We start from the raw sequence: 21,227 nt of genomic DNA, 5'->3' as shown, positions 1-21,227 counted from the left end.
ATGTCTGGAACCCGTTCCGCCGCCGAAATCGCGCAGGAGGAGACGTGCTAGGTGCGTTCGTCCGTGCATTCCGCACGCCCGATCTGCGCAATAAGTTGCTGTTCACACTGTTCATCCTGACGCTGTTCCGTCTGGGGTCGGTCATTCCCGCGCCGGGTATCAACTCGGCGGCGATCCGGGACCAGATGGAGGCGCTGCGAGCCGGGGACGAAACCGGCGTGTACGCGCTCGTCAACCTGTTCAGCGGTGGCGCTCTGTTGCAACTGGCGGTGTTCGCGCTCGGGGTCATGCCCTACATCACCGCGAGCATCATCATCAACCTGCTGACGGTGGTCATCCCCCGCCTGGAGGCCCTCAAGAAGGAGGGCCAGGCCGGTCAGGCGAAGATCACACAGTACACCCGCTACCTCACCCTGATGCTCGCGGTCCTTCAGTCGACCAGCATCGTGGCCATGGCCCGTACGGACCTGCTCTTCCAGGGCGTGATCCCGGTACAGGCCTACATGCCCAACCAGGACATCATCACCCTGGTCACCATGGTCTTCGTCATGACCGCCGGTACCGCGGTGGTCATGTGGTTCGGTGAGCTGATCACCGAGCGCGGCGTCGGCAACGGCATGTCGCTCCTGATCTTCACCACCGTCGTCGCCATGTTCCCGGCGTCGATCATGGGCATGTACGAGGAGCGTTCGGTCTGGGTCTTCACCATCATCTGCATCGCGGGCCTGGCCCTGGTGACGGCCGTGGTCTTCATCGAGCAGGCGCAGCGCCGCATCCCGGTGCAGTACGCCAAGCGCATGGTGGGCCGCCGGATGTACGGCGGCAGCTCGACGTACATCCCGCTGAAGGTCAACCAGGCGGGCATCATCCCCGTGATCTTCGCCTCGTCGATGCTGTTCCTGCCGCAGATGATCGTGAACCTCGTGGGCGCGGAGTCGGACAACGTCGTGATCGCGACGCTCCAGACCTACTTCCTCACCGGTACGCATCCCGTGTACATGGCCACGTTCTTCCTCATGATCGTCGGCTTCGCGTTCTTCTACGTGGCCATTACCTTCAACCCCGTTGAGGTGGCCGACAACATGAAGAAGTACGGTGGGTTCATCCCGGGTATCCGACCGGGGCGTCCGACCGCCGAGTACCTCGACCACGTGTTGAAGCGGCTGACGACACCCGGCTCCCTGTACCTGGGAGTGATCGCTCTCCTGCCGATGGTGGCTCTGGGCGCCACCGGCGCCTCGATGAACTTCCCCTTCGGCGGTACGAGCATCCTGATCATGGTCGGTGTCGGGCTGGACACGGTGAAGCAGATCGAGAGTCACCTCCAGCAGAGGAACTACGAAGGTTTTCTGCGATAAATGCGTGCAGTATTGGTGGGACCCCCTGGGGCCGGTAAGGGCACCCAGGCCCAGATCCTCGCGGCAGAGTTGTCGGTCCCCAAGGTGTCCACGGGCGACATCTTCCGGGCGAACGTCAGCGGCGGCACGGAACTGGGCAAGAAGGCCAAGGAGTACATGGACCGTGGCGACCTCGTCCCCGACGAGGTCACGAACGCCATGGTCAAGGACCGCCTGGCTCAGGACGACGCGGGCTCGGGCTTCCTGCTCGACGGTTTCCCGCGCAACGTCCCCCAGGCCGAGAAGCTCCGGGAGATGCTCGGGGAGCTCGACGCGACGCTGGACGTCGTGTTGGAGCTGAGGGTCGACGAGGACGAGGTCGTCAAACGGCTCTCGGGCCGTCGATCCTGCCCCGAGTGCGGCCGGGTCTACCACGTGGAGTACGACGCCCCCAGGATCGCGGGGCGCTGCGACGCCGAGGGCGCCGAGCTCTACCAGCGCGAGGACGACCGCGAGGAGACGATCCGCCACCGCCTCAAGGTCTACCGTGAGCAGACCGCTCCGCTCGTCGAGTTCTACGAGTCCGAGGGCCTGCTGTCCACGATCGCCGCGGCGGGGTCGGTGGCGGACGTGACGGCCCGCGCCAAGTCCGCCATCGAGGAGAAGGCGCGAAAGGCCGGCGCCTGATGTTCCGTGGGGCGGAGCCGGACGTGCAGATCAAGACGCCGGAGCAGATCGCCAAGATGAGGGCGGCGGGCCAGGTCGTGGCCCGCGCCCTGGACACACTCCGGGCCGCGGTGCGGCCCGGAGTGTCCACCCTGGAGCTGGACGCGACCGCGGAGAAGGTGATCCGCGACGCGGGGGCCGTCCCGTCGTTCAAGGGCTACCACGGCTTCCCTGGCTCCATCTGCGCCTCGGTCAACGAGGAGGTCGTCCACGGCATCCCCAGCGCCGAGCGGGTGCTGGCCGAGGGCGACGTCATCTCCATCGACTGCGGCGCGATCCTGGACGGATGGCACGGCGACTCGGCGATCACCGTCGCGGTCGGCGAGGGCCGTCCGGAGGACCTGCGGATGATGGAGGTCTGCGAGGAGTCCATGTGGCAGGGGATCGCCCAGCTGCGTCCCGGCAGGCGCCTGGGCGACGTGGGCCACGCGATCGCCGCGCACATCTCCAAGCACGGCGGCTACGGCAACGTCCGCGAGTACGGCGGCCACGGCATCGGCACGGAGATGCACATGGACCCGCACGTGCTCAACTACGGCCGCCGGGGCAAGGGGCAGCGCCTGGTCGAGGGCATGTGCCTGGCGATCGAGCCGATGACCACCCTGGGCCGGCACGACGTGGTCCAACTGGACGACGGCTGGACCGTCGTCACCCGGGACGGCGGGCGCGCCGCGCACTTCGAGCACTCGGTGGCGATCACCGCCGAGGGCCCCGTCGTCCTGACCGCCCGCGAATCCAACCGCGATAAAATAGCGGCGATGGGGTTCGTCCAGCCGACCTGGTAGCAGCCTCCGCGCCGGAGGCGGCGTGCGGTGCCCGCCGGGCTGAGATGCGAGGTGTGCGCGGTGTCCGAGCCGGTTCCGTCCATGCGTACGTCCGACGGCGAACGCGACCGCGTCGCGCGACTCCTCCAGGAACAGTTCGCCCAGGGCCGGCTGGACCAGGAGGAGTTCAGCGAACGCCTGGGACAGGCGTACAAGGCCCGGACGGTCGGTGAACTGGCCGAGGTGACCCGGGACCTGCCCGAACGCGACCTCGCGGACCTGGGCGGCGCGCAGCCGCGTGACGCCGACTTCGCGGCCGCGCCGCCGATCACCCTGCGCGATCCCGCGTTGCTGGTGCCGTGGATGCTCTACGCGGGTGTCAACGTCCTGTGCTTCGTCATCTGGCTCATCCTGTTCCTCACCGGTGTGAACGACTACCCCTGGTTCCTGTGGGTGCTGGGTCCGTGGGGGATCGTGATGAGCATGGTGACCGTGGGCGTACTCGCCGCCCAGCGTCTGCAGGAAGGGAACGGCGGCTCGGCCTGAGCGGTGTGCGATCTGGTCCGCGGCTTCGGCTCGGACCGTGTTCGGGCGCCTCGGGCGGCTGTTTCGCCCGCCGGGGCCGACGGTGTAGGCTGCTCTGCCCGTTGGTTAGGAGCACTTGTCCCAAGGCGATAGACTGACACTGCCCATACGCGGGCTGTTGGGTCAGTCTGCCATCTCCGTGCCCTGTCCTCGCGACGACGTGCGCTCTCGCAGTTGACCCGATCTTCCAGTGTGCTTTGGCTTCGACGGCGGCCTGCTTCCGCGCGCCGCCGTCGGGGCCGTCGTGTCATGCGAGGCGCACGGGGACCCGTCGGGTTGTCCTGATCAACCAATCGATGAGCGAGGCGTGGAGGACATGGCAAAGAAGGACGGCGCCATCGAGATCGAGGGTTCCGTTGTCGAGTCCCTACCCAACGCTATGTTCAAGGTAGAGCTCGACAACGGGCACCAGGTCCTTGCCCACATCAGCGGCAAGATGCGGATGAACTACATCCGTATTCTCCCCGACGACCGCGTCGTCGTGGAGCTGAGCCCGTACGACCTCACGCGCGGGCGCATCGTTTACCGCTACAAGTAGCCCGCCGAGGGGCCGCAGGGCCCAGGGCTGGCGACATCGAGTTCGGAGTCACCATGAAGGTCAAGCCGAGCGTGAAGAAGATCTGCGCGAAGTGCCGCGTGATCCGCCGTAACGGCCGGATCATGGTCATTTGCTCGGACCCGCGGCACAAGCAGCGCCAGGGCTAGCACCCGCGCTCGCCGCGGCTTCCGCGTCGCGAAGGCCCGTCCGGGGGAACGCGTCCCCCCTAGGGCCAGCAAGAACGAACACCTGTTCCGATTCCCGGGAGTGCTCGGGAACCACCCCCGGTCGGAGGCCGGGGCCTCGTCGGTTGGGCGACGGGAGGGTGGAACGGGTCAGACCTCCGCACACACATTGGATGGAGTCTCGCCCACATGGCACGTATCGCCGGCGTTGACCTCCCCCGCGACAAGCGGGTGGAGATCGCTCTCACGTACGTCTTCGGGGTCGGCCGCACCCGCGCGCTCGAAACGCTGAAGAACACCGGTGTCGACGGAGACACACGCGTCTACAACCTGTCCGAAGAGGACTTGGTCAAGCTGCGTGAGTGGATCGACGCCAACTACCAGGTCGAGGGCGACCTGCGTCGTGAGGTCCAGGCCGACATCCGTCGCAAGATGGAGATCGGCAGTTACCAGGGCATCCGGCACCGTCGTGGCCTCCCGGTCCGCGGTCAGCGCACGCAGACGAACGCCCGTACCCGCAAGGGCAAGAAGAAGACCGTGGCCGGTAAGAAGAAGGCCGGTAAGAAGTAGTCCGCTCGGACTGTCGACCGCGTCCGAGACACACGGACCGATGATCTCTGGGAGTTTCGCTCATGCCGCCTAAGGGCCGTCAGCAGGGTGCCGCGCGCAAGGTGCGCCGCAAGGAAAAGAAGAACATTGTCCACGGACACGCTCACATCAAGAGCACGTTCAACAACACGATCGTGAGCATCACCGACCCGACCGGTGCCGTGATCTCGTGGGCCAGCTCCGGACAGGTGGGCTTCAAGGGTTCGCGAAAGTCGACCCCCTACGCCGCGCAGATGGCCGCCGAGGCCGCCGCGCGCCGCGCCCAGGAGCACGGCGTCCGCAAGGTGGACGTCTTCGTGAAGGGCCCGGGTTCCGGCCGGGAGACCGCCATCCGTTCGCTCACCGCGACCGGCCTTGAGGTGGGCTCCATCCAGGACGTCACCCCGGTTCCGCACAACGGCTGCCGTCCGCCCAAGCGCCGCCGGGTCTGACCCCCGGCCGCGGGGCGCCTTCCGCGGATGCCGCCCGTCGCACGGCGGAGCACGTGTTCGCGGCACACGCCCTGGGTCCGCGCCTCCTACCGCGCGGACGCGCGCGCGGCGCTTCGCCCGCGTGGTCCCTTCGGGGCCGCGCGGGCTGGGTAGGAATCCGAGTAGTGGGCACCGCCGCCAGGGTGGTGTCCGTCCGATGGCCGTCAAATAGCGGTCGGCCATGTGGAAGGGAAGACACGGACCATGTTGATCGCACAGCGTCCCACGTTGACCGAGGAAGCCGTCTCGGACCTGCGTTCGAAGTTCGTCATCGAGCCGCTGGAGCCGGGCTTCGGCTACACCATCGGCAACTCGCTTCGGCGCACCCTGCTGTCCTCCATCCCCGGCGCGGCTGTCACCAGCATCCGCATCGAGGGCGTCGAGCACGAGTTCACCACCGTGCCCGGTGTCAAGGAGGACGTCACCGAGATGATCCTCAACCTCAAGGGCCTGGTCGTCAGCTCCGAGCACGACGAGCCGGTGCTGATGTACCTGCGCAAGCAGGGCCCGGGTGTGGTGACCGCCGCGGACATCGCTCCGCCGGCCGGTGTCGAGGTGCACAACCCCGACCTGCACATCGCCACGCTCAACGGCAAGGGCAAGCTGGAGATGGAGCTGACGGTCGAGCGCGGCCGCGGCTACGTCTCCGCGACGCAGAACAAGCAGGCGGGCCAGGAGATCGGCCGCATTCCGATCGACTCCATCTACTCGCCGGTGCTGCGCGTGACGTACAAGGTCGAGGCCACCCGAGTCGAGCAGCGCACCGACTTCGACCGTCTGATCGTCGACATCGAGACCAAGCCGGCCATCCGTCCCCGTGACGCGGTCGCCAGCGCGGGCAAGACCCTGGTCGAGCTGTTCGGCCTGGCGCGTGAGCTCAACGTCGACGCCGAGGGCATCGACATGGGCCCGTCGCCGACGGACGCCGCCCTCGCGGCGGACCTGGCGCTGCCGATCGAGGACCTCAACCTGACGGTCCGGTCCTACAACTGCCTCAAGCGTGAGGGCATCCACAGCGTTGGCGAGCTGGTTGCCCGCTCCGAGCAGGACCTGTTGGACATCCGCAACTTCGGTGCCAAGTCCATCGACGAGGTCAAGCAGAAGCTCGTCGACATGGGCCTGTCCCTGAAGGACTCCCCGCCCGGATTCGACCCCGGTGCCGCGGCCGACTCCTACGGCTCCGATGACGACGAGGGCCAGTCCTTCGTCGAGACGGAGCAGTACTAACCGACCTTCGTCGCCCACATGGTCCCCGGCCGAGTGCGGCCGCGGACCGCATCACTAGGAGAACCACACCATGCCCACGCCTACCAAGGGCGCCCGTCTGGGTTCCGGGCCCGCTCACGAGCGGCACATCCTGGCGAACCTCGCCACCGCGCTGTTCCAGCACGGCCGTGTCCGTACCACCGAGGCCAAGGCCAAGCGCCTCCGCCCGTACGCCGAGAAGCTCATCACCCTCGGCAAGCGCGGTGACCTGCACGCCCGCCGCCAGGTCCTGACCAAGATCACGGACAAGTCGGTCGTGCACGAGCTGTTCACCGAGATCGGCCCGCGCTACGAGAACCGCCCCGGCGGTTACACGCGCATCACCAAGATCGGTCCGCGCAAGGGCGACAACGCCCCGATGGCGATCATCGAACTGGTCGAGGCGCTCGCGGCCCCGGCCGCCCCGGCCGCGGCTCCCGCCGTCGCCACCGAGGCTCCGGCGGCCGAGGCCACCGAGAACCCGGCCGAGGCTCCCGCGGAGGAGACCGCCGAGGAGAGCTCCGAGAGCAAGTAGGGCGGTCACGGCGTGTTCGGGCGAGTGCCCGCCGCCGACCGTCCGCCGAGTGCCCGATCCCCGTGGGGTCGGGCACTCGTGTTCTTCCGGGATGGGTGCGATGGACGAGAACGACACGACGGTCCGGCTCCGGCTGGACGTCGCCTACGACGGCACGGACTTCTCCGGGTGGGCGGTCCAGCCCGGCCGGCGCACGGTGCAGGGTGAGCTGGAGGCGGCGCTGGCGCGCGTGCTGCGGCTGCCCTCGGCGTCGCTGACGTGCGCGGGGCGTACGGACGCCGGGGTGCACGCGAGGGGGCAGGTGGCCCAGGCCGACGTCCCCTCGGCCGCATGGGAGAGCGAGGGGGAGAGGGTGGCGCGCCGCCTGGCCGGTGTGCTGCCCAAGGACCTGCGGGTGACCGGGGTGCGGGTGGCGCCGCCCGGCTTCGACGCGCGCTTCTCACCGCTGTTCCGGAGGTACTCCTACCTGGTCAGCGACGCGCCCTACGGCGTGGATCCCCTGCTGCGGCGGCACGTGCTCTGGCACCGGAGCCCGTTGGACGTGGACCGGATGAACGAGGCGGCCGCGCGGCTCGTGGGCGAGCACGACTTCGCGGCGTTCTGCCGGAGGCGGGAGGGCGCCACCACCATCCGGGAGCTGCTGCGGCTGGAGTGGGAGCGCACGGACCGGCACCTGGTGCGCGGGACGATCCAGGCGGACGCCTTCTGCCACAACATGGTCCGCGCGCTCGTGGGCGCGCTCCTGGCGGTCGGGGACGGCCGTCGGGAGACCACGTGGCCGGGAGAGGTGTTGGGGGCCGCTGTGCGCGATTCGTCGGTGCACGTGGTGGGCCCGCAGGGGCTCAGCCTGGAGGAGGTGCGTTACCCGGCGGACGGAGAACTGGCCGAGCGCGCTCGGGCCACGCGCAGGGTCCGCGCGCTGCCCTGCGCCGGGCGCCGGGACTGAGCCGACGGACGCGCGGGAGGGCGTCCTGGGCGGATGCTTTCACGCGCGTCGCGGATCAGCCGTCGGCGAGGCTGGCGAAGGCCTCGTCGAGGAAGCCCTCGCCGATCGTCTGGAGATCGGTCGCGACCTCCGAGTCCTCCTGGGCGTCGGTGCCGTCGCTGTTGGCCGCCAGCGAGAAGACCAGGAAGTTGCTCCACTGGCCGCTGCTCGCGTGGCCGCCGGAGTAGCCGAGGCGCTCGGCGCCGGTGCCCTCCTCGCCCGCGAGCCCGGCGAACCAGTCGGCGCCGACCAGGTCCTGGCCGTCCTGGGCGGTGACGGCCTGGCCCTCGGTCCCCAGGGCGGCGACGCCGATCGTGACGGCGCGCGTCTCGTCCTCGTTGAGGTAGGACGCGCGGACGACCTGCTCGCAACCCTGCCCGGCGAGGACCTCGCCGTAGCCGCCGTGGGCGGCGGCCGAGCACTCCTCGGTGCCGTCCGTGGCGACGCGGGTGAAGGTGCCCGCGCCCTCGATGTCGACGCTCTCCGGGAACAGCGACTCCGCGGACAGCGGAGTGTCGGGGGCCTGGCCGCCCCCGGAGGAGCCGTCGGACTCGGAGCCGCCGCGGGCGAAGAGGAACGCGCCGCCCCCGGCGACGACGAGGAGCGCGGCGAAGCCTCCGACGAGGAGGATCCGGGTCCTTCCGCCGGAGCGCTGGGAGGAACCCGGGCCCTGGTCCGCGTAGCCGTCGTAGTCGTCGAATTCCTGGAGGTCGAACTGGGCGGTGTCGGTGCCCGCGTCGTCGGGGACCTCGTCGCGGTAGAGGGGGCGGTCGGCCGGGCGGCCGGGGGCGGCCGGGACCGCCTGGATGTGCTGTGTGGGGCCCGCGGCATCGACAGGGAACGCGGGTTCGGCGGGCTGTCGCGCGTACGGTGGAGGGCCGATGGGCGGGCCCTGCGGTGGTCCGGCGGGGAGAGCGGCCGGGGAGCCCGTGGCTGGCTGGCCGCCGACCGGGGCGCCCGGGTGGGTCGTCGTCGGCTGCGCGGGCCCCGGTGGGGGCTGGCCCGGTTGGCCGTACGGGCTGAGGTGTCCCCGCTGTCCCTGGAACGTCCCCGGGCCCTGTGGTCCCGGCGGGCCGTCCTGCCTCGGGTACCCCTGCGGTCCCGGCGGGCCGGGCTGCGCCGCGGGGCTCTGGGGACCCGACTGGCCGGTCTGCCCGGGGAACCCGGGGCCGCCCTGTCCCAGGGGGTGCGGCTGCCCCGACGGCTCAAGCCCCGTGTGTCCTTCGAAGCCCACGTGGCCCGCTCGGCCCTGGGGTCCCGTCTGGCTCGCCGGGCCGGAGACGCTCTGCCCGAGGCGGCCGCCATCCTGCTGGCCGGGGCGCCCCGGTTGTCCCATCAGGCCCTGCGGCCCCGCCTGGCCTGTCGGCCCCTGGAATCCCGTCGTTCCCGGCTGGCCCCACGGCTCCGGTGGTCCGTGCTGTCCGGGGCGGCCCGCCTGGTCCGCCCGGCCCTGCTGGCTCGGGGGAGGGGCCGGGAAAGCACTCTGGGGGCCGGAGGGGGGCCGCGGCGGCTGGCTCGGGCCGCTCGGGGTGAGATGTCCCATGCCCTGCTGGCCGCCTGAACCCGGGGACGGACCCTGGGACGCGGGAGGCGCGGCTGGCCGTAGGCGTCGGTGTGGGGCGGAGGCGGTAGGCGCCGCTCCGGCGCGCCGTGCGCCGGTGGGGTGGGGTATGTGGGATGCTGACCGTCGGGCCGGGCCGGGCCGGAGCCGAGCAGGTCCTGTCCGTCACCGCTCTCCTGGCCGGTGGGGTACCCGTCGGGGCCGGGCTGCGGCTGGTTCGGGTGCGTACTGATGGGTGTCTCCGAAGGCTCAGAGGGGGGACTGGACGGCCGCCGGGTCCCTGCGCGGGCCACCGTGACGGGCGTCTCCACGATTCGCGTCCGCGCCCGTCGAGGCGGGCGGAGAACGGCCTTTCGGTGCAAGCGTAACCAACACGGGGGCGGGGGCAGGACGAAGCACTCCCGGCGACAGGCATAATAAAAGGCGGAGAGGTCACGGATGTGACCCCGTGCCGGCGCTTCCCCGCCAGGCGTGGTCTTGCCGGGTCGCCGCACCGCTGGCTTTGACCTGCGCATGGCGGCCGGGTAGGATACTCCGTCGTTGTGCGTTGAGTTGCCGTGGGCCCCAGACTCAACAAGTCGGGTGCCGATCCACGCACCATCGTCTGCGCACTCACCTCCGGATCGTCCTCATTGGCATGGGACATCCGGCCAAGTAACGCCCCGCACCCGCGGCGGCGTTTCGTCATACGAGTCCGCCATCCCCCGTAAGGGATGGGGCAGCCGACTGAAGAGCGAAGGCAAACGATCGTGCGCACATACAGCCCCAAACCAAGCGATGTTCAGCGTCAGTGGCATGTCGTCGACGCCACCGATCTCGTGCTCGGGCGTATGGCGAGCCAGATTGCCACGCTCCTTCGGGGCAAGCACAAGCCGTACTACGCGCCCCACATCGACACCGGCGACTTCGTGATCGTCGTGAACGCCGAGAAGGTCGCCCTGACCGGCGACAAGCTGGCTCAGAAGCGCGCCTACCGGCACTCCGGCTACCCCGGCGGTCTGCGTTCCGTCGCGTACGCGGACCTGCTGGAGAAGAACCCCGAGCGGGCCATCGAGAAGGCCGTCAAGGGGATGCTGCCCAAGGGTTCGCTCGGCCGCCAGATGGCCAAGAAGCTTAAGGTGTACGCCGGGCCGGAGCACCCGCACCAGGCCCAGCAGCCGGTGCCGTTCGCCATCAGCAAGATCGAGCAGCCCGCCTAGGCGTTCGCGAGACTTTACAGGAAGCACGAGGAGAACCGTGTCCGAGCCCACCGGCATCGAAGACGTCGCCCAGGACTACGCGGAGAACCCGGAGGAGTTCCCCTCCGAGTACACCACCGAGTCCGAGGAGACGACCGCCGCCTACGTCCCCACCGCGTCCGGCCCCAGCGCCGGTACCGGTCGTCGTAAGCAGGCCGTCGCCCGTGTCCGCATCACCCCCGGGGCGGGTGAGTGGAAGGTGAACGGGAAGCCCCTGGAGGTGTACTTCCCGGACAAGGTCCACCAGCAGACCATCAAGGAGCCGTTCGTCTCCCTCGGGTTCGATGGCGCCTACGACGTCTTCGCCCGTCTGGACGGCGGCGGCACCAGCGGCCAGGCCGGTGCGCTGCGCCACGGCATCGCCCGTGCGCTCGCGGACCTGGACCCGGAGAACAACCGCCCGACCCTGAAGAAGGCCGGTTTCCTGCGCCGCGACGACCGCGAGGTCGAGCGGAAGAAGGCCGGTCTCAAGAAGGCGCGCAAGGCTCCCCAGTTCTCCAAGCGCTAGTGCTCATGCGCCGGCGTTCGCTCGGCTGAGTCTCCACCCGTGCGTCGTCCCCGAGTCGGGGGCGGCGTGCGGGTTTTTCGTTCATCCGGTGGCGATTTCGCCACGTCGATCTTCTCCTGCGGCGCCGGACGCGGCGCCGTTCTCGAAAGGGGCTGTGGCCTGTGGCACGGCTGTTCGGAACAGATGGTGTGCGGGGCGTCGCCGGTCGGGACCTGACCGCCTCGCTGGCCCTGGACCTGTCCATCGCGGCGGCCCGCGTGCTGTCCGAGCGCGCCGGGGGACGGCGTCCCCTGGCCGTCGTCGGCCGGGACCCGCGGTCCTCGGGTGAGTTCCTGGAGGCGGCCGTGGTCGCCGGTCTGGCGAGCACCGGGGTCGACGTGGTCCGGGTAGGCGTCCTGCCGACCCCCGCCGTCGCGTTCCTGACCGGTGAGCTGGACGCCGACTTCGGCGTCATGCTCTCCGCGAGCCACAACCCCGCCCCCGACAACGGGATCAAGTTCTTCGCACGCGGCGGCCAGAAGCTGGAGGACGCGCGGGAGGACGAGATCGAGGGCATGCTGGGCGTGCCGTCCACTCCGGCCGTGGGCGACGGGGTCGGACGGGTCACCGACGCGGCCGACGGCGTGGAGCGCTACGTCGAGCACGTGCTGGCGTCGCTGCCGCACCGCCTGGACGGGCTGAGGGTCGTCGTCGACTGCGCCAACGGGGCCTCCTCGACGGTGCGCCCGAGGCGCTGCGCCGCGCGGGGGCCGAGGTGATCACGATCGGTGACCGGCCGGATGGGCGCAACATCAACGAGGGCTGCGGCTCCACGCACCTGGACGCGCTCCGGGAGGCGGTCCTGACGCACGGCGCGGACGCCGGCATCGCCAACGACGGCGACGCCGACCGCTGCCTGGCCGTGGACGCCGAGGGCCGGGTGGTCGACGGTGACCACATCCTCGCGATCCTGGCCGTGGAGGCCAAGGACGCCGGGCGTCTGGCCGAGGACACCCTGGTGGTGACGGTCATGTCCAACCTGGGGCTCAAGCTGGCGATGGAGCGGGAGGCATCGCCGTCGTGGAGACCGGGGTGGGTGACCGCTACGTGTTGGAGGAGATGAAACGCGGCGGGTTCAGCCTGGGCGGTGAGCAGTCCGGCCACGTGATCCTGCTCGACCACGCCTCCACCGGTGACGGGGTCCTGTGCGGCCTGCACCTGCTCGCGGCGATGGCCCGGCGCCAGCTGGGTCTGGCGGAGCTGGCCAAGGTGATGACCCGGCTGCCGCAGGTGCTGGTCAACGTGTCCGGGGTGGACAAGTCCCGGACCCACGAGTCCGCGGAGTTGGCGGCCGCCGTGCGCGAGGCCGAGGCCGAACTGGGCGGGACCGGGCGCGTGCTGCTGCGCCCGAGCGGGACCGAGCCGAAGGTGCGCGTCATGGTCGAGGCCCAGGAGCAGGAGCAGGCAGGGGCGATCGCTGATTGGCTCGCCGACGCGGTCCGGTCCGCGCTGGGGTAGGAGCGGGCACCCTTCGACGGAACACGGCCAGAGCCGTGCCGGGGTGCGGAGCGGCGGGCCGTGTGTCCGCGGAGCGCGCCCCTGGGGCAGAGACGGGCGCGTGAGCGTGTTGTGCTGACCGGGGGCCGTGACGGCTCCCCGGTCAGCGTGTGTCGGACACAGGGGTGGAGCGGCATGGCGGAGCCACGGAGCGGGGACGTCCTGACGATCGGGGTGGACATCGGCGGGACGAAGGTGGCCGCCGGTGTGGTCACGGCCGGGGGACACGTGCTGGCGCGCCTGCGGACCGAGACGCCCGGGCGGGACAAGAGCCCGGCGGTGGTCGAGGAGACGATCGTCGGGGTGGTGCGCGAGCTGACACGGGAGTTTTCGGTGGCCGCCGTGGGGGTGGGCGCGGCGGGGTTCGTCGACGAGCAGCGCGCCAGCGTCCTCTTCGCGCCGCACCTGTCCTGGCGCAGGGAGCCGCTCCGCGACGCGCTCGCCGACTGGCTCGGCCTGCCGGTCGTGGTGGAGAACGACGCCAACGCCGCCGCCTGGGCGGAGGTGAGGTCGGGCGCGGGGCGGGGCGTGGACCACGTCGTGGTCGTCAACCTGGGCACCGGGATCGGCGGGGCCGTGGTCGTCGGGGGTCGGCTGCACCGGGGGCGCCACGGCATCGCGGGCGAGTTCGGGCACATGACGGTGGTGCCGGGCGGGCACCGGTGCGAGTGCGGCAACCGGGGCTGCTGGGAGCAGTACGCCAGTGGGAACGCGGTGACGCGTGAGGCCCGTGAGCTGGTGCGCGCGGAGTCGCCGGTCGCGCGGGTCCTGCACCAGGCCGTGGGCGGCGACGCGGCGCAGATCACGGGCCCGCTGGTCAGCGAACTGGCGAACAAGGGCGATCGGGCGTGTGTGGAGATCCTGGAGGAGGCCGGGACGTGGCTGGGCAGCGGCCTGGCCAACCTGGCGGCGGCGTTCGACCCGGAGCTGTTCATCATCGGGGGCGGGGTGTCGGAGGCCGGTGAACTCCTGCTCGGTCCGGCGCGCACGGCGTTCGAACGCAATCTGACCGGGCGGGGCTACCGCCCGACCGCGCGCGTGGTCCCGGGGGCGCTGGGCAACGAGGCGGGTCTGATCGGCGCCGCCGAGCTGGCGCGGGAGGCGTTGGCGCCGTAGGGCGTGTGCGCCGACGTGTCTTGCGCGGTGCGGCTCCCGGAGCCCGCCAGCGCCTGCTCCACTCCGCTGCGCCGCGCGGCGGGACTCTCGCACGTCGAGGGTGGTACACGAAAAACCGAACCTGGTTCTAGTGCGTGGCTCGCGCGGTCTGTAGAGTGCGCTCCATGGATCTGAACGGAATCTCCGCCCTCGTCTCGGGCGGTGCCAGTGGCCTCGGTGAGGCCACTGCCAAGGAACTCGCGAGCGCCGGTGCGACCGTCGTCATCGCCGACCTCAACGCTGAGCGCGGCGAGGCCGTCGCCAAGGAGATCGGCGGTGCCTTCGTCAAGACCGACGTCTCCCAGGAGGACCAGGTCAAGGCCGCCGTGCAGGCCGCCGTCGACACCGGAAAGCCCTTCCGCGCCGCCGTCTCCTGCGCCGGGATCGCCTGGGCGAACCGCACCGTGGACCGGCACGGCACGCCGCACGACCTGGACAGCTACCAGAAGGTCATCCAGGTCAACCTCATCGGCACGTTCAACGTGCTGCGCCTGTCGGCCGCCGCGATCGGCCGGACCGAGCCGGTCAACGAGGACGGAGAGCGCGGCTCCATCGTCAACACCGCCTCGCTGGCGGGCATCGAGGGCCAGATCGGTCAGATCGCCTACTCGTCCTCCAAGGGCGGTGTGATCGGCATGACCCTGCCCGCCGCCCGCGACCTCGCGGCCCTCGGCATCACGGTCAACACGATCGCCCCGGGCATCCTGGAGACGCCCATCTACGGGGACGGCGAGGGCGCCGAGGAGTTCAAGGAGCGGCTCGCCGCACCCGTGCCCTTCCCCAAGCGCCTGGGCACCGCCGCCGAGTTCGGGAAGCTCGCCCGGGCGCTCCTGGAGATCAGTTACGTCAACGGCGAGGTCGTCCGCATCGACGGCGCCTTGCGCATGCCGCCGAAGTAGGAGCTTCCCGTGCCCGACGAAGTACTCTATTCCGCCGAGGACGGCGTCGCCGTCATCACCATCAACCGGCCCAAGGCCAAGAACGCGGTCAACGCGGCGGTGGCCAACCAGATCGCCGAGGCGCTCGACGACCTGGACGCACGCGGGGACCTGAGCGTCGGCATCATCACCGGCGCGGGCGGCACCTTCTGTTCCGGGATGGACCTCAAGGCGTTCATGGGGGGCGAACTGCCGCTCGTCGAGGGGCGCGGGTTCGGCGGCTTCGCCGAGCGCGGCCCCAGGAAGCCGCTCATCGCGGCCGTGGAGGGGTTCGCCCTCGCGGGCGGGTTCGAGGCGGTGCTCGCCTGTGACCTGGTGGTCGCAGCCGAGGACGCCCAGTTCGGCATCCCCGAGGTCAAGTTCGGCCTTGTCGCGGGCGCGGGCGGTCTGCTCCGTCTGCACCACCGCATCCCGCGCAACATCGCGATGGAGATGGCCCTGACCGGTGGCTTCGTCGACGCCGTGCGACTGGCGGAGTTGGGTCTGGTCAACAAGGTCACGACCAGGGGTGGCGCGCTGCAGGGCGCCCGCGATCTGGCCTCCCGCGTCTCGCCGAACGGGCCGCTGGCCCTGAAGGTCTCCAAGGAGATCATCCAGACCTGCGACGCTGGACCGCCGAGGAGATGTGGAACAGGCAGAAGGAGCTGGTGGGCCCCGTGTTCGTCAGCAAGGACGCCATGGAGGGCGCGGCGGCCTTCGCCGAGAAGCGCGCCCCCGTGTGGAAGGGCGAGTAGCCGCCCAAAGGCCCCCCGAAGGCCGCCCACTCCGCGACGGAGCGGGCGGCCCTCAACGCAGGGACGCGGCCCAGGCCCGTCACGGGCTCGTCGACTCCTCGTACAGCACCGCCGCCGACTCCACCAGGCTCGCGTTCGCCTCGGGCGCCCCGGGCAGCGCGTCGAGCAGGTCCGGCTCCAGCACGGTCGCCATCGAGCGCGAGAACGCGAAGGACATGTGGTTGGTGTCGTAGAACGCCAGTTGGTTGCCGATGACCCCCGGGCAGACGCCGTCCGAGCACAGGTACTCGGTCATGTCCACGAAGGCCGTGTTGCCCGGGACGTCCTTCAGGGCGTTGGCGGGGGACGTGCGGGCCATCGAGTAGGACTGCCGCTCCGCGCACTCCGGGGCGTCGTCCCCGTGCCGGTCCACGCACTCGGGCACGTCGAACCCGAACCGCGGCGTGTCGCGCACGGCCACCACGGCGATGCCCAGTCCGTCGAGCTCACGCCACCGTTCGACGTACCCGTCCGGCACGTGCTCCGGACGGTCGGCCCCGACCCGCGTGCGCGTTCCCGTCGTGAACACCGCGTCGGGCCGCAGCTCGCGGAGCTCGGCCATCGCCTGGTCGTTCCACGCGTCGCACTCCTCGAACGCCCCGCCGCGGTAGGTCTGGTCGGCCGGGCTGAACTGACAGGCGTTCTTCGTCATCACGACCAGGCGCCACCCGTGGCGGTCGGCGAGCGTGGCGAGCGCCTGGTACCAGTGCCGGGCGTGCGAGCTTCCGACGAGCGCGATCGTGAACTCCGCACCGGGGACTCCGGCCTCGCACCGGATGAGTTCGGTGTCGTCGGCGAGCGCGTTGCACGCCCGGGTCTGGTCGATGGTGTCCTGGGCGACCGTGGCCGTGTCGGGGTACACGGGCAGGTCGGGCAGGTCCTCGGCCAGCGCAGGGCTCAGGTGCACGCCCGCGCCCGGGTAGGCGGTGGGGTCGGCGGCCAGCTCCAACCGCGTCCGTTGGTCGCGCTGGATCGCCTGGCCCCATACCGACGCGCCGAGCAGGACGGGCACGACGAACAGGACGCCCGCAGCCAGCGACCACGACGGCCCCGTCCGCGCCCGGGTCAGCCGTGCGAGCCCTCCGTCGACCACCCAGCTCGTGGCGAGCGCGGCGGCCAAGGACAGGCCCAGCACGAGGAAACCGCCGCCGAGGGTGGGTCGCTCGGCGCCGGTGACCTCCAGATGGAACACCAGGATCGGCCAGTGCCAGAGGAACAGCGGATAGGCGTGCCCGCCCAGCCAGGGGAGCGGCCCCCAGCCCAGCAGCCGGGTGGCGGACAGGCGTCCGGACGTCGTTCCGGTGCCGGCGACGATGACCAGGACCGCCGCGAGCGTCGGCCACAGCGACGCGAACCCCGGGTAGGGCAGCCGGTCGCCCACGACGACACCGCACAGGACCAGGGCCGCCAGCCCGGTCCACCCGGCGGCGCCGCGGACCCGTCCGGGCAGGCGGAGGCGGGGCAGGAGCAGCGCGAGCAGACCGCCCAGGGCCAGCTCCCACAGGCGGGCCCCCGTGTCGAAGTAGGCCCAGACGGGCTCGCGCGCAGTGATCCACAGCGAGTACCCGAACGACGCGGCGAACACGGCGGACAGCGCCGCGACCGCGCCCGTGCGCACCCGTGCGCCCAGCGCCGCGGCGACCAGCCCGGCCACCGCGAGCAGCGGCGGCCACAGCAGGTAGGACTGCCCCTGCACCCCCAGCGACCAGAAGTGCTGGACCGGGCTCGCGGCGGCGTTCTCCGCCATGTAGTCGACCGATTCGAGCGCGAGGCGCCAGTTTCCGTGGTAGAGCGCGGCGGCCCGGACGTCGTCGATGACCCCGGACCAGCGGGAGCGGGGCAGGAGGAGGCAGGCGCCGACCAGGACCGCGCCCAGGACGACCGCACCCGCTGGGAAGAGGCGTTTGACCAGCCTGGCCCAGAACGCGCCGAACGCGATCCGACCGTCGCGTTCCATCGCGCGCACCAGCGACCCGGTGATGAGGAAGCCGGTGAGCACGAGGAAGACGTCGACACCGCCGGAGACCGTGCCGAACCAGATGTGGTGGACGGCGATCAGCAGGGCGGCGACGGCGCGCAGTCCCTCGATGTCGGAGCGTCGGCGGCGAGGGGCGGACGGCGCGGTGGGAGGGATGCGAACCGTGCCGGCGGCGCGGTTCGGGGCAGGTTCGGACACGAGTCAGCCTCAGGTCTGGCGAAGGTGGAGGCAGGGGCGCGGCCGGGGCCCCGAGGTGGGGGCCGGCGCGGCGTCGGGGCCGAGGCGGTGGTCGGCCGGAGCTTGCCCTGCCGGTCCAGTATCAGCGTCCCCGGGCACCGAATCCGGGGAAGTGCGAGGCATGTTGTCGAGTCGAGATGAAATCTGGGTGCGCGCGGCGCCACAGAGGGGGGAATCGGGTGTTTCGCGTCACATGGGATTCCAGGGTTAACGTCACACACGGAGATGTGGGGCACATTCGGATGTTCTCCGCGGGCGAGGTCAGGACCCACCCGGTCGGGCGCGGATGCCGTGACCAGCGCCGTGGCCGACGGGTCATGTTCACGTTCCCTTTATGTCATCTCGGGTAGGCCTGGGACTCGTCGTAGGTATCGATTCGGGTCATGAATCGTGTGCGTTCGCGAACCCAGGGGTTCGAGAGGGCATCAACTCTGAGCGACCGGAGTAATGTGTGGTCCCGGCCCTCCCGGGCGACCTCCGGATTGTGGCGTCGTGACCCGGCGCGCACGGTGTTCGTCGTCCCCGTTGGAGCACGACGGCCCGATCGATCATCACACCGCTTCAGGAGCATCTCCCATGCCATCGTTCACCCTTCGCGACGTACAAGAACAGACCTACAAGTCACGTGACTCGTGGTGGACGGTGTGGCTGGTCGATCCCCTCGCCTCGCGGCTGGTCAAAGTGACCGCGAACCGGACCGAGATCACCCCCAACCAGCTGACCCTGGCGGCGCTGGTCCTGGGCCTGGCGGCGGCGGTGTGCTTCTACCTCGCTGACTGGTACTGGCTGCTGGCCGGCGCGCTGCTGTTCCACCTCAGCTTCGTCCTGGACTGCATGGACGGCAAGATCGCCCGGCTCAAGGGCAACGGCTCGGTCTTCGGCAGCTGGCTCGACTACGTCTTCGACCGCGTCCGCGTCCTGATCTGCGCCATCGCGCTCATGGGCGGTCAGTTCGCCGTGACCGGGGAACCGATCTTCCTCTGGTTCCTCCTGGGGATCGTCTTCACCGACATGTTCCGTTACCTGAACTCCCCGCAGATGGCCAAGGTGCGCTCCACCATGCGCCGCCACATGGTCCAGGCGATCAGGGAGGTCGAGGACGGCGGCGACGACGAGGGCGGCCAGGAGGTCCGTGAGCTGGCGGCCCGGTTCGGCTCGGCCGCCCCCGCCGACGACGACGAGGGCGGCCTCACCCCGGGTGACGAGGAGCGCGTCCCCGCTCCCGCTCCCGCCGCGCGGACCGGCTCCGAGGAGGAGTCGGCGGAGCCGACCGTGCTCACCCCGGGACGCAAGGCCCGGCAGATCCAGGGCACCGCGCTCCAGGCGGGCTTCCACAAGCGCTTCCCGTGGTACCGCCGCGTGCGCGACGTCCTGCGGGAGAACCGGATCCGCCCGCACCTGTTCAGCGGGATCGAGTTCCAGATGGGCGTGTTCATCGTCGCCCCGCTGGTCGGCCTGTTCTCCACGACCGGCATGCTCGTGACCATCACCGCGTCCGGCTGCTTGATGCTGGCCTTCGAGCTGGTGATCATCTACAAGCTGTGGCTGTCCACCCGCGAGTTCGCGCGGGTCACCCGCGACATCGACACGGTGCTGGCCCGGCTGGAGGCGCAGGAGCCGCGCCCGGCCGCCTGACCTCGGCCAGCCGGCCGGTGCGCCCGGCTCGTCTCAGGAGGCTTGCGCGCGGGAGCGCCGGTCGGGCGCCACCACCCCCAGGCCCCAGTGGATGACCAGCGCCGACGCGAAGCCGACAACCCAGCCGTAGTCGGCCAGCGGCGCCAGGACCGGGATCAGGCCGTTCTCGGGGAAGGGGCCCTCGCCCGGCGCCGAGTGCGATCCGCCGACCGCGAGCACCGCGCCGACGACGAAGGCGACCAGGGCCCGCCAGTTCCAGCCGCCCGTGTACCAGTACGCCGAGCCACGGGTGTAGAGGGCGGTGAGGTCCATGCGGGACCGGCGCAGCAGCCAGTAGTCGGCGACGAGGATGCCGCCGACGGTGCCCAGGACCCCGCCGACCGTGCCGAGCCAGGTGAAGATGTACACGTTCGGGTCGGAGATCAGCCGCCAGGGGAAGATCAGGACGCTGACCACGCAGGTGATGACGGCGCCGGTTCGGAAGCTGATCAGCCTCGGCTTCAGGTTGGACAGGTCGTAGGCCGGGCCGACGAGGTTCGCGGCGATGTTGGTCGAGACGGTCGCCAGCAGCACCACGAAGATCGCGAACAACAGCGCCAGACCGTTCGACATCTCCGCCACGATGTCCACCGGGTCCCACAGCGGGGCGCCGTACACGGCCTGAGTGCCCGCGGTGACCATGACGGCCAGCAGGGCGAACGCCGCCATCGTGGTGGGCAGGCCGAACGCCTGCCCCAGAACCTGTGAGCGCTGGGAGGACGCGAACCGCGTGAAGTCGCTGATGTTGAGGCTCAGCGTCGCCCAGAAGCCGATCATGGCCATGAGGGAGGGGAAGAACAGCGCCCAGAACCGCGGCCCCCAGCCGAGTTCGGAGTTGACCGCCAGCAGCGGGCCGAAGCCGCCCGCCTGCACGACCATCCATCCCAGGAGCGTGACGCCGCCGACCAGCATGAGCGGGGCCGCCCACACCTGCACCTTCCGCACGCCCTCCATGCCCCACAGGATGATCCCGAGTTGGGCCACCCAGAACAGGCCGAAGGACAGCCACATGGTCCACGGCTGTCCGCCGACCTCGGCCGCGCCGCTCCAACCGTCGCCGAACACGCGGCCGGCGAGGATGTGGACGCCCTGGCCGCCGATCCACGTCTGGATGCCGTACCAGCCGCACGCGACGGCGCCGCGGATCAGCGCGGGCAGGTTGGCCCCGCGCAGACCGAAGGAGGCGCGCGCGAACACGGGGAACGGGACGCCGTACTTCGCGCCCGCGTGTCCGGTGAGAACCATGGGAACCAAGACGATCAGGTTGCCCAGGGCGATCGTCAGGACCGCCTGCCGCCAGTCCATCCCCACGGCGATCAGGCCGCTGGCGAGGGTCCAGGCCGGCAGGTTGACCGACATGCTGATCCACAGGGCGGTGAAGCTGCCGGTGCCCCAGGTGCGCCGGGACATGGGCACGGGTTGCAGGTCGTCGTTGACGAACGCGCTCGGGCAGGTCCTGGCCCTCGGGCATGGAGACGCGGCCGTCGGGATGGGTGACGAAGGGTGAGGTGGCGGGTTCGGGTGATGGGGGAGCGTGGGTCACGGTTCACCTGGTTTCAGCCGTGCTGAGGGGGGATCGAGGCGGACGGGGGACACGGGCGGGCCCGCGCCGTTGGAGGAGGGGCCGGGGCGTCCCCGGCCGCCGATCAT

19 protein-coding genes and 3 pseudogenes are annotated in these 21,227 nt (G+C 70.7%); 19 read left to right on the top strand and 3 right to left on the bottom strand.

Annotated elements, in window-relative coordinates:
* Positions 1-44 precede the first annotated feature (44 nt).
* The 11 genes from secY to truA all read left to right on the top strand — a co-directional run bounded on the left by secY (position 45) and on the right by truA (position 7,940).
* The gene (gene secY, locus BJF83_RS25310) at positions 45-1,358 is read left to right on the top strand and encodes a preprotein translocase subunit SecY (RefSeq protein ID WP_075928294.1); all 1,314 of its coding nucleotides are present in this window, start codon (positions 45-47) and stop codon (positions 1,356-1,358) included.
* Positions 1,359-2,024 carry an adenylate kinase gene (locus BJF83_RS25305; RefSeq protein ID WP_187347220.1) on the top strand — a complete coding sequence of 222 codons (666 nt, stop codon included), beginning with the start codon at positions 1,359-1,361 and terminating at the stop codon, positions 2,022-2,024.
* On the top strand, positions 2,024-2,848 hold the full coding sequence (gene map, locus BJF83_RS25300; RefSeq protein WP_075928292.1) for a type I methionyl aminopeptidase: 825 nt from the start codon (positions 2,024-2,026) through the stop codon (positions 2,846-2,848). The genes BJF83_RS25305 and map overlap by 1 nt, the downstream gene beginning before the upstream one ends.
* A gap of 60 nt (positions 2,849-2,908) precedes the next feature.
* Positions 2,909-3,373, top strand: a complete 465-nt coding sequence (locus BJF83_RS25295; protein ID WP_075928359.1) for a DUF1707 domain-containing protein — start codon at positions 2,909-2,911, stop codon at positions 3,371-3,373.
* Between the two features lie 355 nt (positions 3,374-3,728).
* A complete protein-coding gene (infA, locus tag BJF83_RS25290; protein ID WP_013156135.1) occupies positions 3,729-3,950 on the top strand; it encodes a translation initiation factor IF-1 in 222 nt (73 codons plus the stop codon).
* 53 nt (positions 3,951-4,003) lie between these two features.
* Positions 4,004-4,117: a 50S ribosomal protein L36 gene (rpmJ, locus tag BJF83_RS25285; protein ID WP_013156136.1), complete on the top strand. Its 114-nt coding sequence runs from the start codon at positions 4,004-4,006 to the stop codon at positions 4,115-4,117.
* A 207-nt stretch (positions 4,118-4,324) separates the two neighbouring features.
* Positions 4,325-4,705, top strand: a complete 381-nt coding sequence (gene rpsM, locus BJF83_RS25280) for a 30S ribosomal protein S13 (protein WP_075928291.1) — start codon at positions 4,325-4,327, stop codon at positions 4,703-4,705.
* 62 nt (positions 4,706-4,767) lie between these two features.
* Positions 4,768-5,175 carry a 30S ribosomal protein S11 gene (gene rpsK, locus BJF83_RS25275; protein ID WP_017598561.1) on the top strand — a complete coding sequence of 136 codons (408 nt, stop codon included), beginning with the start codon at positions 4,768-4,770 and terminating at the stop codon, positions 5,173-5,175.
* 243 nt (positions 5,176-5,418) lie between these two features.
* Positions 5,419-6,441 carry a DNA-directed RNA polymerase subunit alpha gene (locus tag BJF83_RS25270; RefSeq protein ID WP_075928290.1) on the top strand — a complete coding sequence of 341 codons (1,023 nt, stop codon included), beginning with the start codon at positions 5,419-5,421 and terminating at the stop codon, positions 6,439-6,441.
* 70 nt (positions 6,442-6,511) lie between these two features.
* Positions 6,512-6,994 (top strand): 50S ribosomal protein L17, encoded by a 483-nt coding sequence (rplQ, locus tag BJF83_RS25265; RefSeq protein ID WP_075928289.1) that lies wholly within the window; start codon positions 6,512-6,514, stop codon positions 6,992-6,994.
* Between the two features lie 100 nt (positions 6,995-7,094).
* Positions 7,095-7,940, top strand: coding sequence for a tRNA pseudouridine(38-40) synthase TruA (gene truA, locus BJF83_RS25260; RefSeq protein ID WP_075928288.1), 846 nt, complete (start codon positions 7,095-7,097; stop codon positions 7,938-7,940).
* A gap of 55 nt (positions 7,941-7,995) precedes the next feature.
* Here the strand turns inward: truA and BJF83_RS25255 are convergent, their stop codons facing one another.
* Complete coding sequence (locus BJF83_RS25255) at positions 7,996-9,213, bottom strand: hypothetical protein (protein ID WP_262391887.1); 1,218 nt, start codon at positions 9,211-9,213, stop codon at positions 7,996-7,998.
* Here BJF83_RS25255 and BJF83_RS27235 point away from each other — a divergent pair.
* The 7 genes and pseudogenes from BJF83_RS27235 (at position 9,196) to BJF83_RS25225 (ending at position 15,649) form a co-directional block, all read left to right on the top strand.
* A complete protein-coding gene (locus BJF83_RS27235; protein WP_143832089.1) occupies positions 9,196-9,540 on the top strand; it encodes a hypothetical protein in 345 nt (114 codons plus the stop codon). The two genes, BJF83_RS25255 and BJF83_RS27235, sit on opposite strands and share 18 nt — an antisense overlap.
* A 749-nt stretch (positions 9,541-10,289) precedes the next feature.
* Positions 10,290-10,739: a 50S ribosomal protein L13 gene (rplM, locus tag BJF83_RS25250; protein ID WP_075928287.1), complete on the top strand. Its 450-nt coding sequence runs from the start codon at positions 10,290-10,292 to the stop codon at positions 10,737-10,739.
* Between the two features lie 37 nt (positions 10,740-10,776).
* A complete protein-coding gene (rpsI, locus tag BJF83_RS25245; RefSeq protein WP_075928286.1) occupies positions 10,777-11,286 on the top strand; it encodes a 30S ribosomal protein S9 in 510 nt (169 codons plus the stop codon).
* A gap of 161 nt (positions 11,287-11,447) precedes the next feature.
* Positions 11,448-12,783, top strand: a pseudogene (gene glmM, locus BJF83_RS25240) (phosphoglucosamine mutase).
* A gap of 174 nt (positions 12,784-12,957) precedes the next feature.
* The gene (locus BJF83_RS25235) at positions 12,958-13,938 is read left to right on the top strand and encodes an ROK family glucokinase (protein WP_075928285.1); all 981 of its coding nucleotides are present in this window, start codon (positions 12,958-12,960) and stop codon (positions 13,936-13,938) included.
* Between the two features lie 164 nt (positions 13,939-14,102).
* Complete coding sequence (locus BJF83_RS25230; protein ID WP_075928284.1) at positions 14,103-14,876, top strand: SDR family NAD(P)-dependent oxidoreductase; 774 nt, start codon at positions 14,103-14,105, stop codon at positions 14,874-14,876.
* 9 nt (positions 14,877-14,885) lie between these two features.
* Positions 14,886-15,649, top strand: a pseudogene (locus BJF83_RS25225) (crotonase/enoyl-CoA hydratase family protein).
* Positions 15,650-15,728: 79 nt separating this feature from the next.
* Here BJF83_RS25225 and BJF83_RS25220 read toward each other — a convergent pair.
* Positions 15,729-17,864, bottom strand: a complete 2,136-nt coding sequence (locus BJF83_RS25220) for an acyltransferase family protein (RefSeq protein WP_075928283.1) — start codon at positions 17,862-17,864, stop codon at positions 15,729-15,731.
* 615 nt (positions 17,865-18,479) lie between these two features.
* Between BJF83_RS25220 and BJF83_RS25215 the strand changes: the two genes are divergently transcribed.
* Positions 18,480-19,538, top strand: coding sequence for a CDP-alcohol phosphatidyltransferase family protein (locus tag BJF83_RS25215; RefSeq protein ID WP_075928282.1), 1,059 nt, complete (start codon positions 18,480-18,482; stop codon positions 19,536-19,538).
* 33 nt (positions 19,539-19,571) lie between these two features.
* On the opposite strand, the pseudogene BJF83_RS25210 reads toward BJF83_RS25215, so the two are convergent.
* Positions 19,572-21,120: pseudogene (locus BJF83_RS25210) on the bottom strand (NCS1 family nucleobase:cation symporter-1).
* Between the last annotated feature and the right edge of the window lie 107 nt (positions 21,121-21,227).

This window comes from Nocardiopsis sp. CNR-923 (assembly GCF_001942255.1).
Lineage (GTDB): Bacteria > Actinomycetota > Actinomycetes > Streptosporangiales > Streptosporangiaceae > Nocardiopsis.
The sequence above is the reverse complement of the archived record's forward strand: the minus strand, read 5'-3'. Positions and strand labels throughout refer to the sequence as shown.

What these genes read in the sequence shown, in the direction of transcription:
- BJF83_RS25270 (WP_075928290.1), top strand. Translation starts at nt 5,419, where the DNA reads ATGTTGATCGCACAGCGTCCCACGTTGACCGAGGAAGCCGTCTCGGAC.
- BJF83_RS25215 (WP_075928282.1), top strand. Translation starts at nt 18,480, where the DNA reads ATGCCATCGTTCACCCTTCGCGACGTACAAGAACAGACCTACAAGTCA.
- truA (WP_075928288.1), top strand. Translation starts at nt 7,095, where the DNA reads ATGGACGAGAACGACACGACGGTCCGGCTCCGGCTGGACGTCGCCTAC.
- rplQ (WP_075928289.1), top strand. Translation starts at nt 6,512, where the DNA reads ATGCCCACGCCTACCAAGGGCGCCCGTCTGGGTTCCGGGCCCGCTCAC.
- BJF83_RS25230 (WP_075928284.1), top strand. Translation starts at nt 14,103, where the DNA reads ATGGATCTGAACGGAATCTCCGCCCTCGTCTCGGGCGGTGCCAGTGGC.
- rpsK (WP_017598561.1), top strand. Translation starts at nt 4,768, where the DNA reads ATGCCGCCTAAGGGCCGTCAGCAGGGTGCCGCGCGCAAGGTGCGCCGC.
- infA (WP_013156135.1), top strand. Translation starts at nt 3,729, where the DNA reads ATGGCAAAGAAGGACGGCGCCATCGAGATCGAGGGTTCCGTTGTCGAG.
- map (WP_075928292.1), top strand. Translation starts at nt 2,024, where the DNA reads ATGTTCCGTGGGGCGGAGCCGGACGTGCAGATCAAGACGCCGGAGCAG.
- rpsM (WP_075928291.1), top strand. Translation starts at nt 4,325, where the DNA reads ATGGCACGTATCGCCGGCGTTGACCTCCCCCGCGACAAGCGGGTGGAG.
- BJF83_RS25235 (WP_075928285.1), top strand. Translation starts at nt 12,958, where the DNA reads ATGGCGGAGCCACGGAGCGGGGACGTCCTGACGATCGGGGTGGACATC.
- rpmJ (WP_013156136.1), top strand. Translation starts at nt 4,004, where the DNA reads ATGAAGGTCAAGCCGAGCGTGAAGAAGATCTGCGCGAAGTGCCGCGTG.
- BJF83_RS25305 (WP_187347220.1), top strand. Translation starts at nt 1,359, where the DNA reads ATGCGTGCAGTATTGGTGGGACCCCCTGGGGCCGGTAAGGGCACCCAG.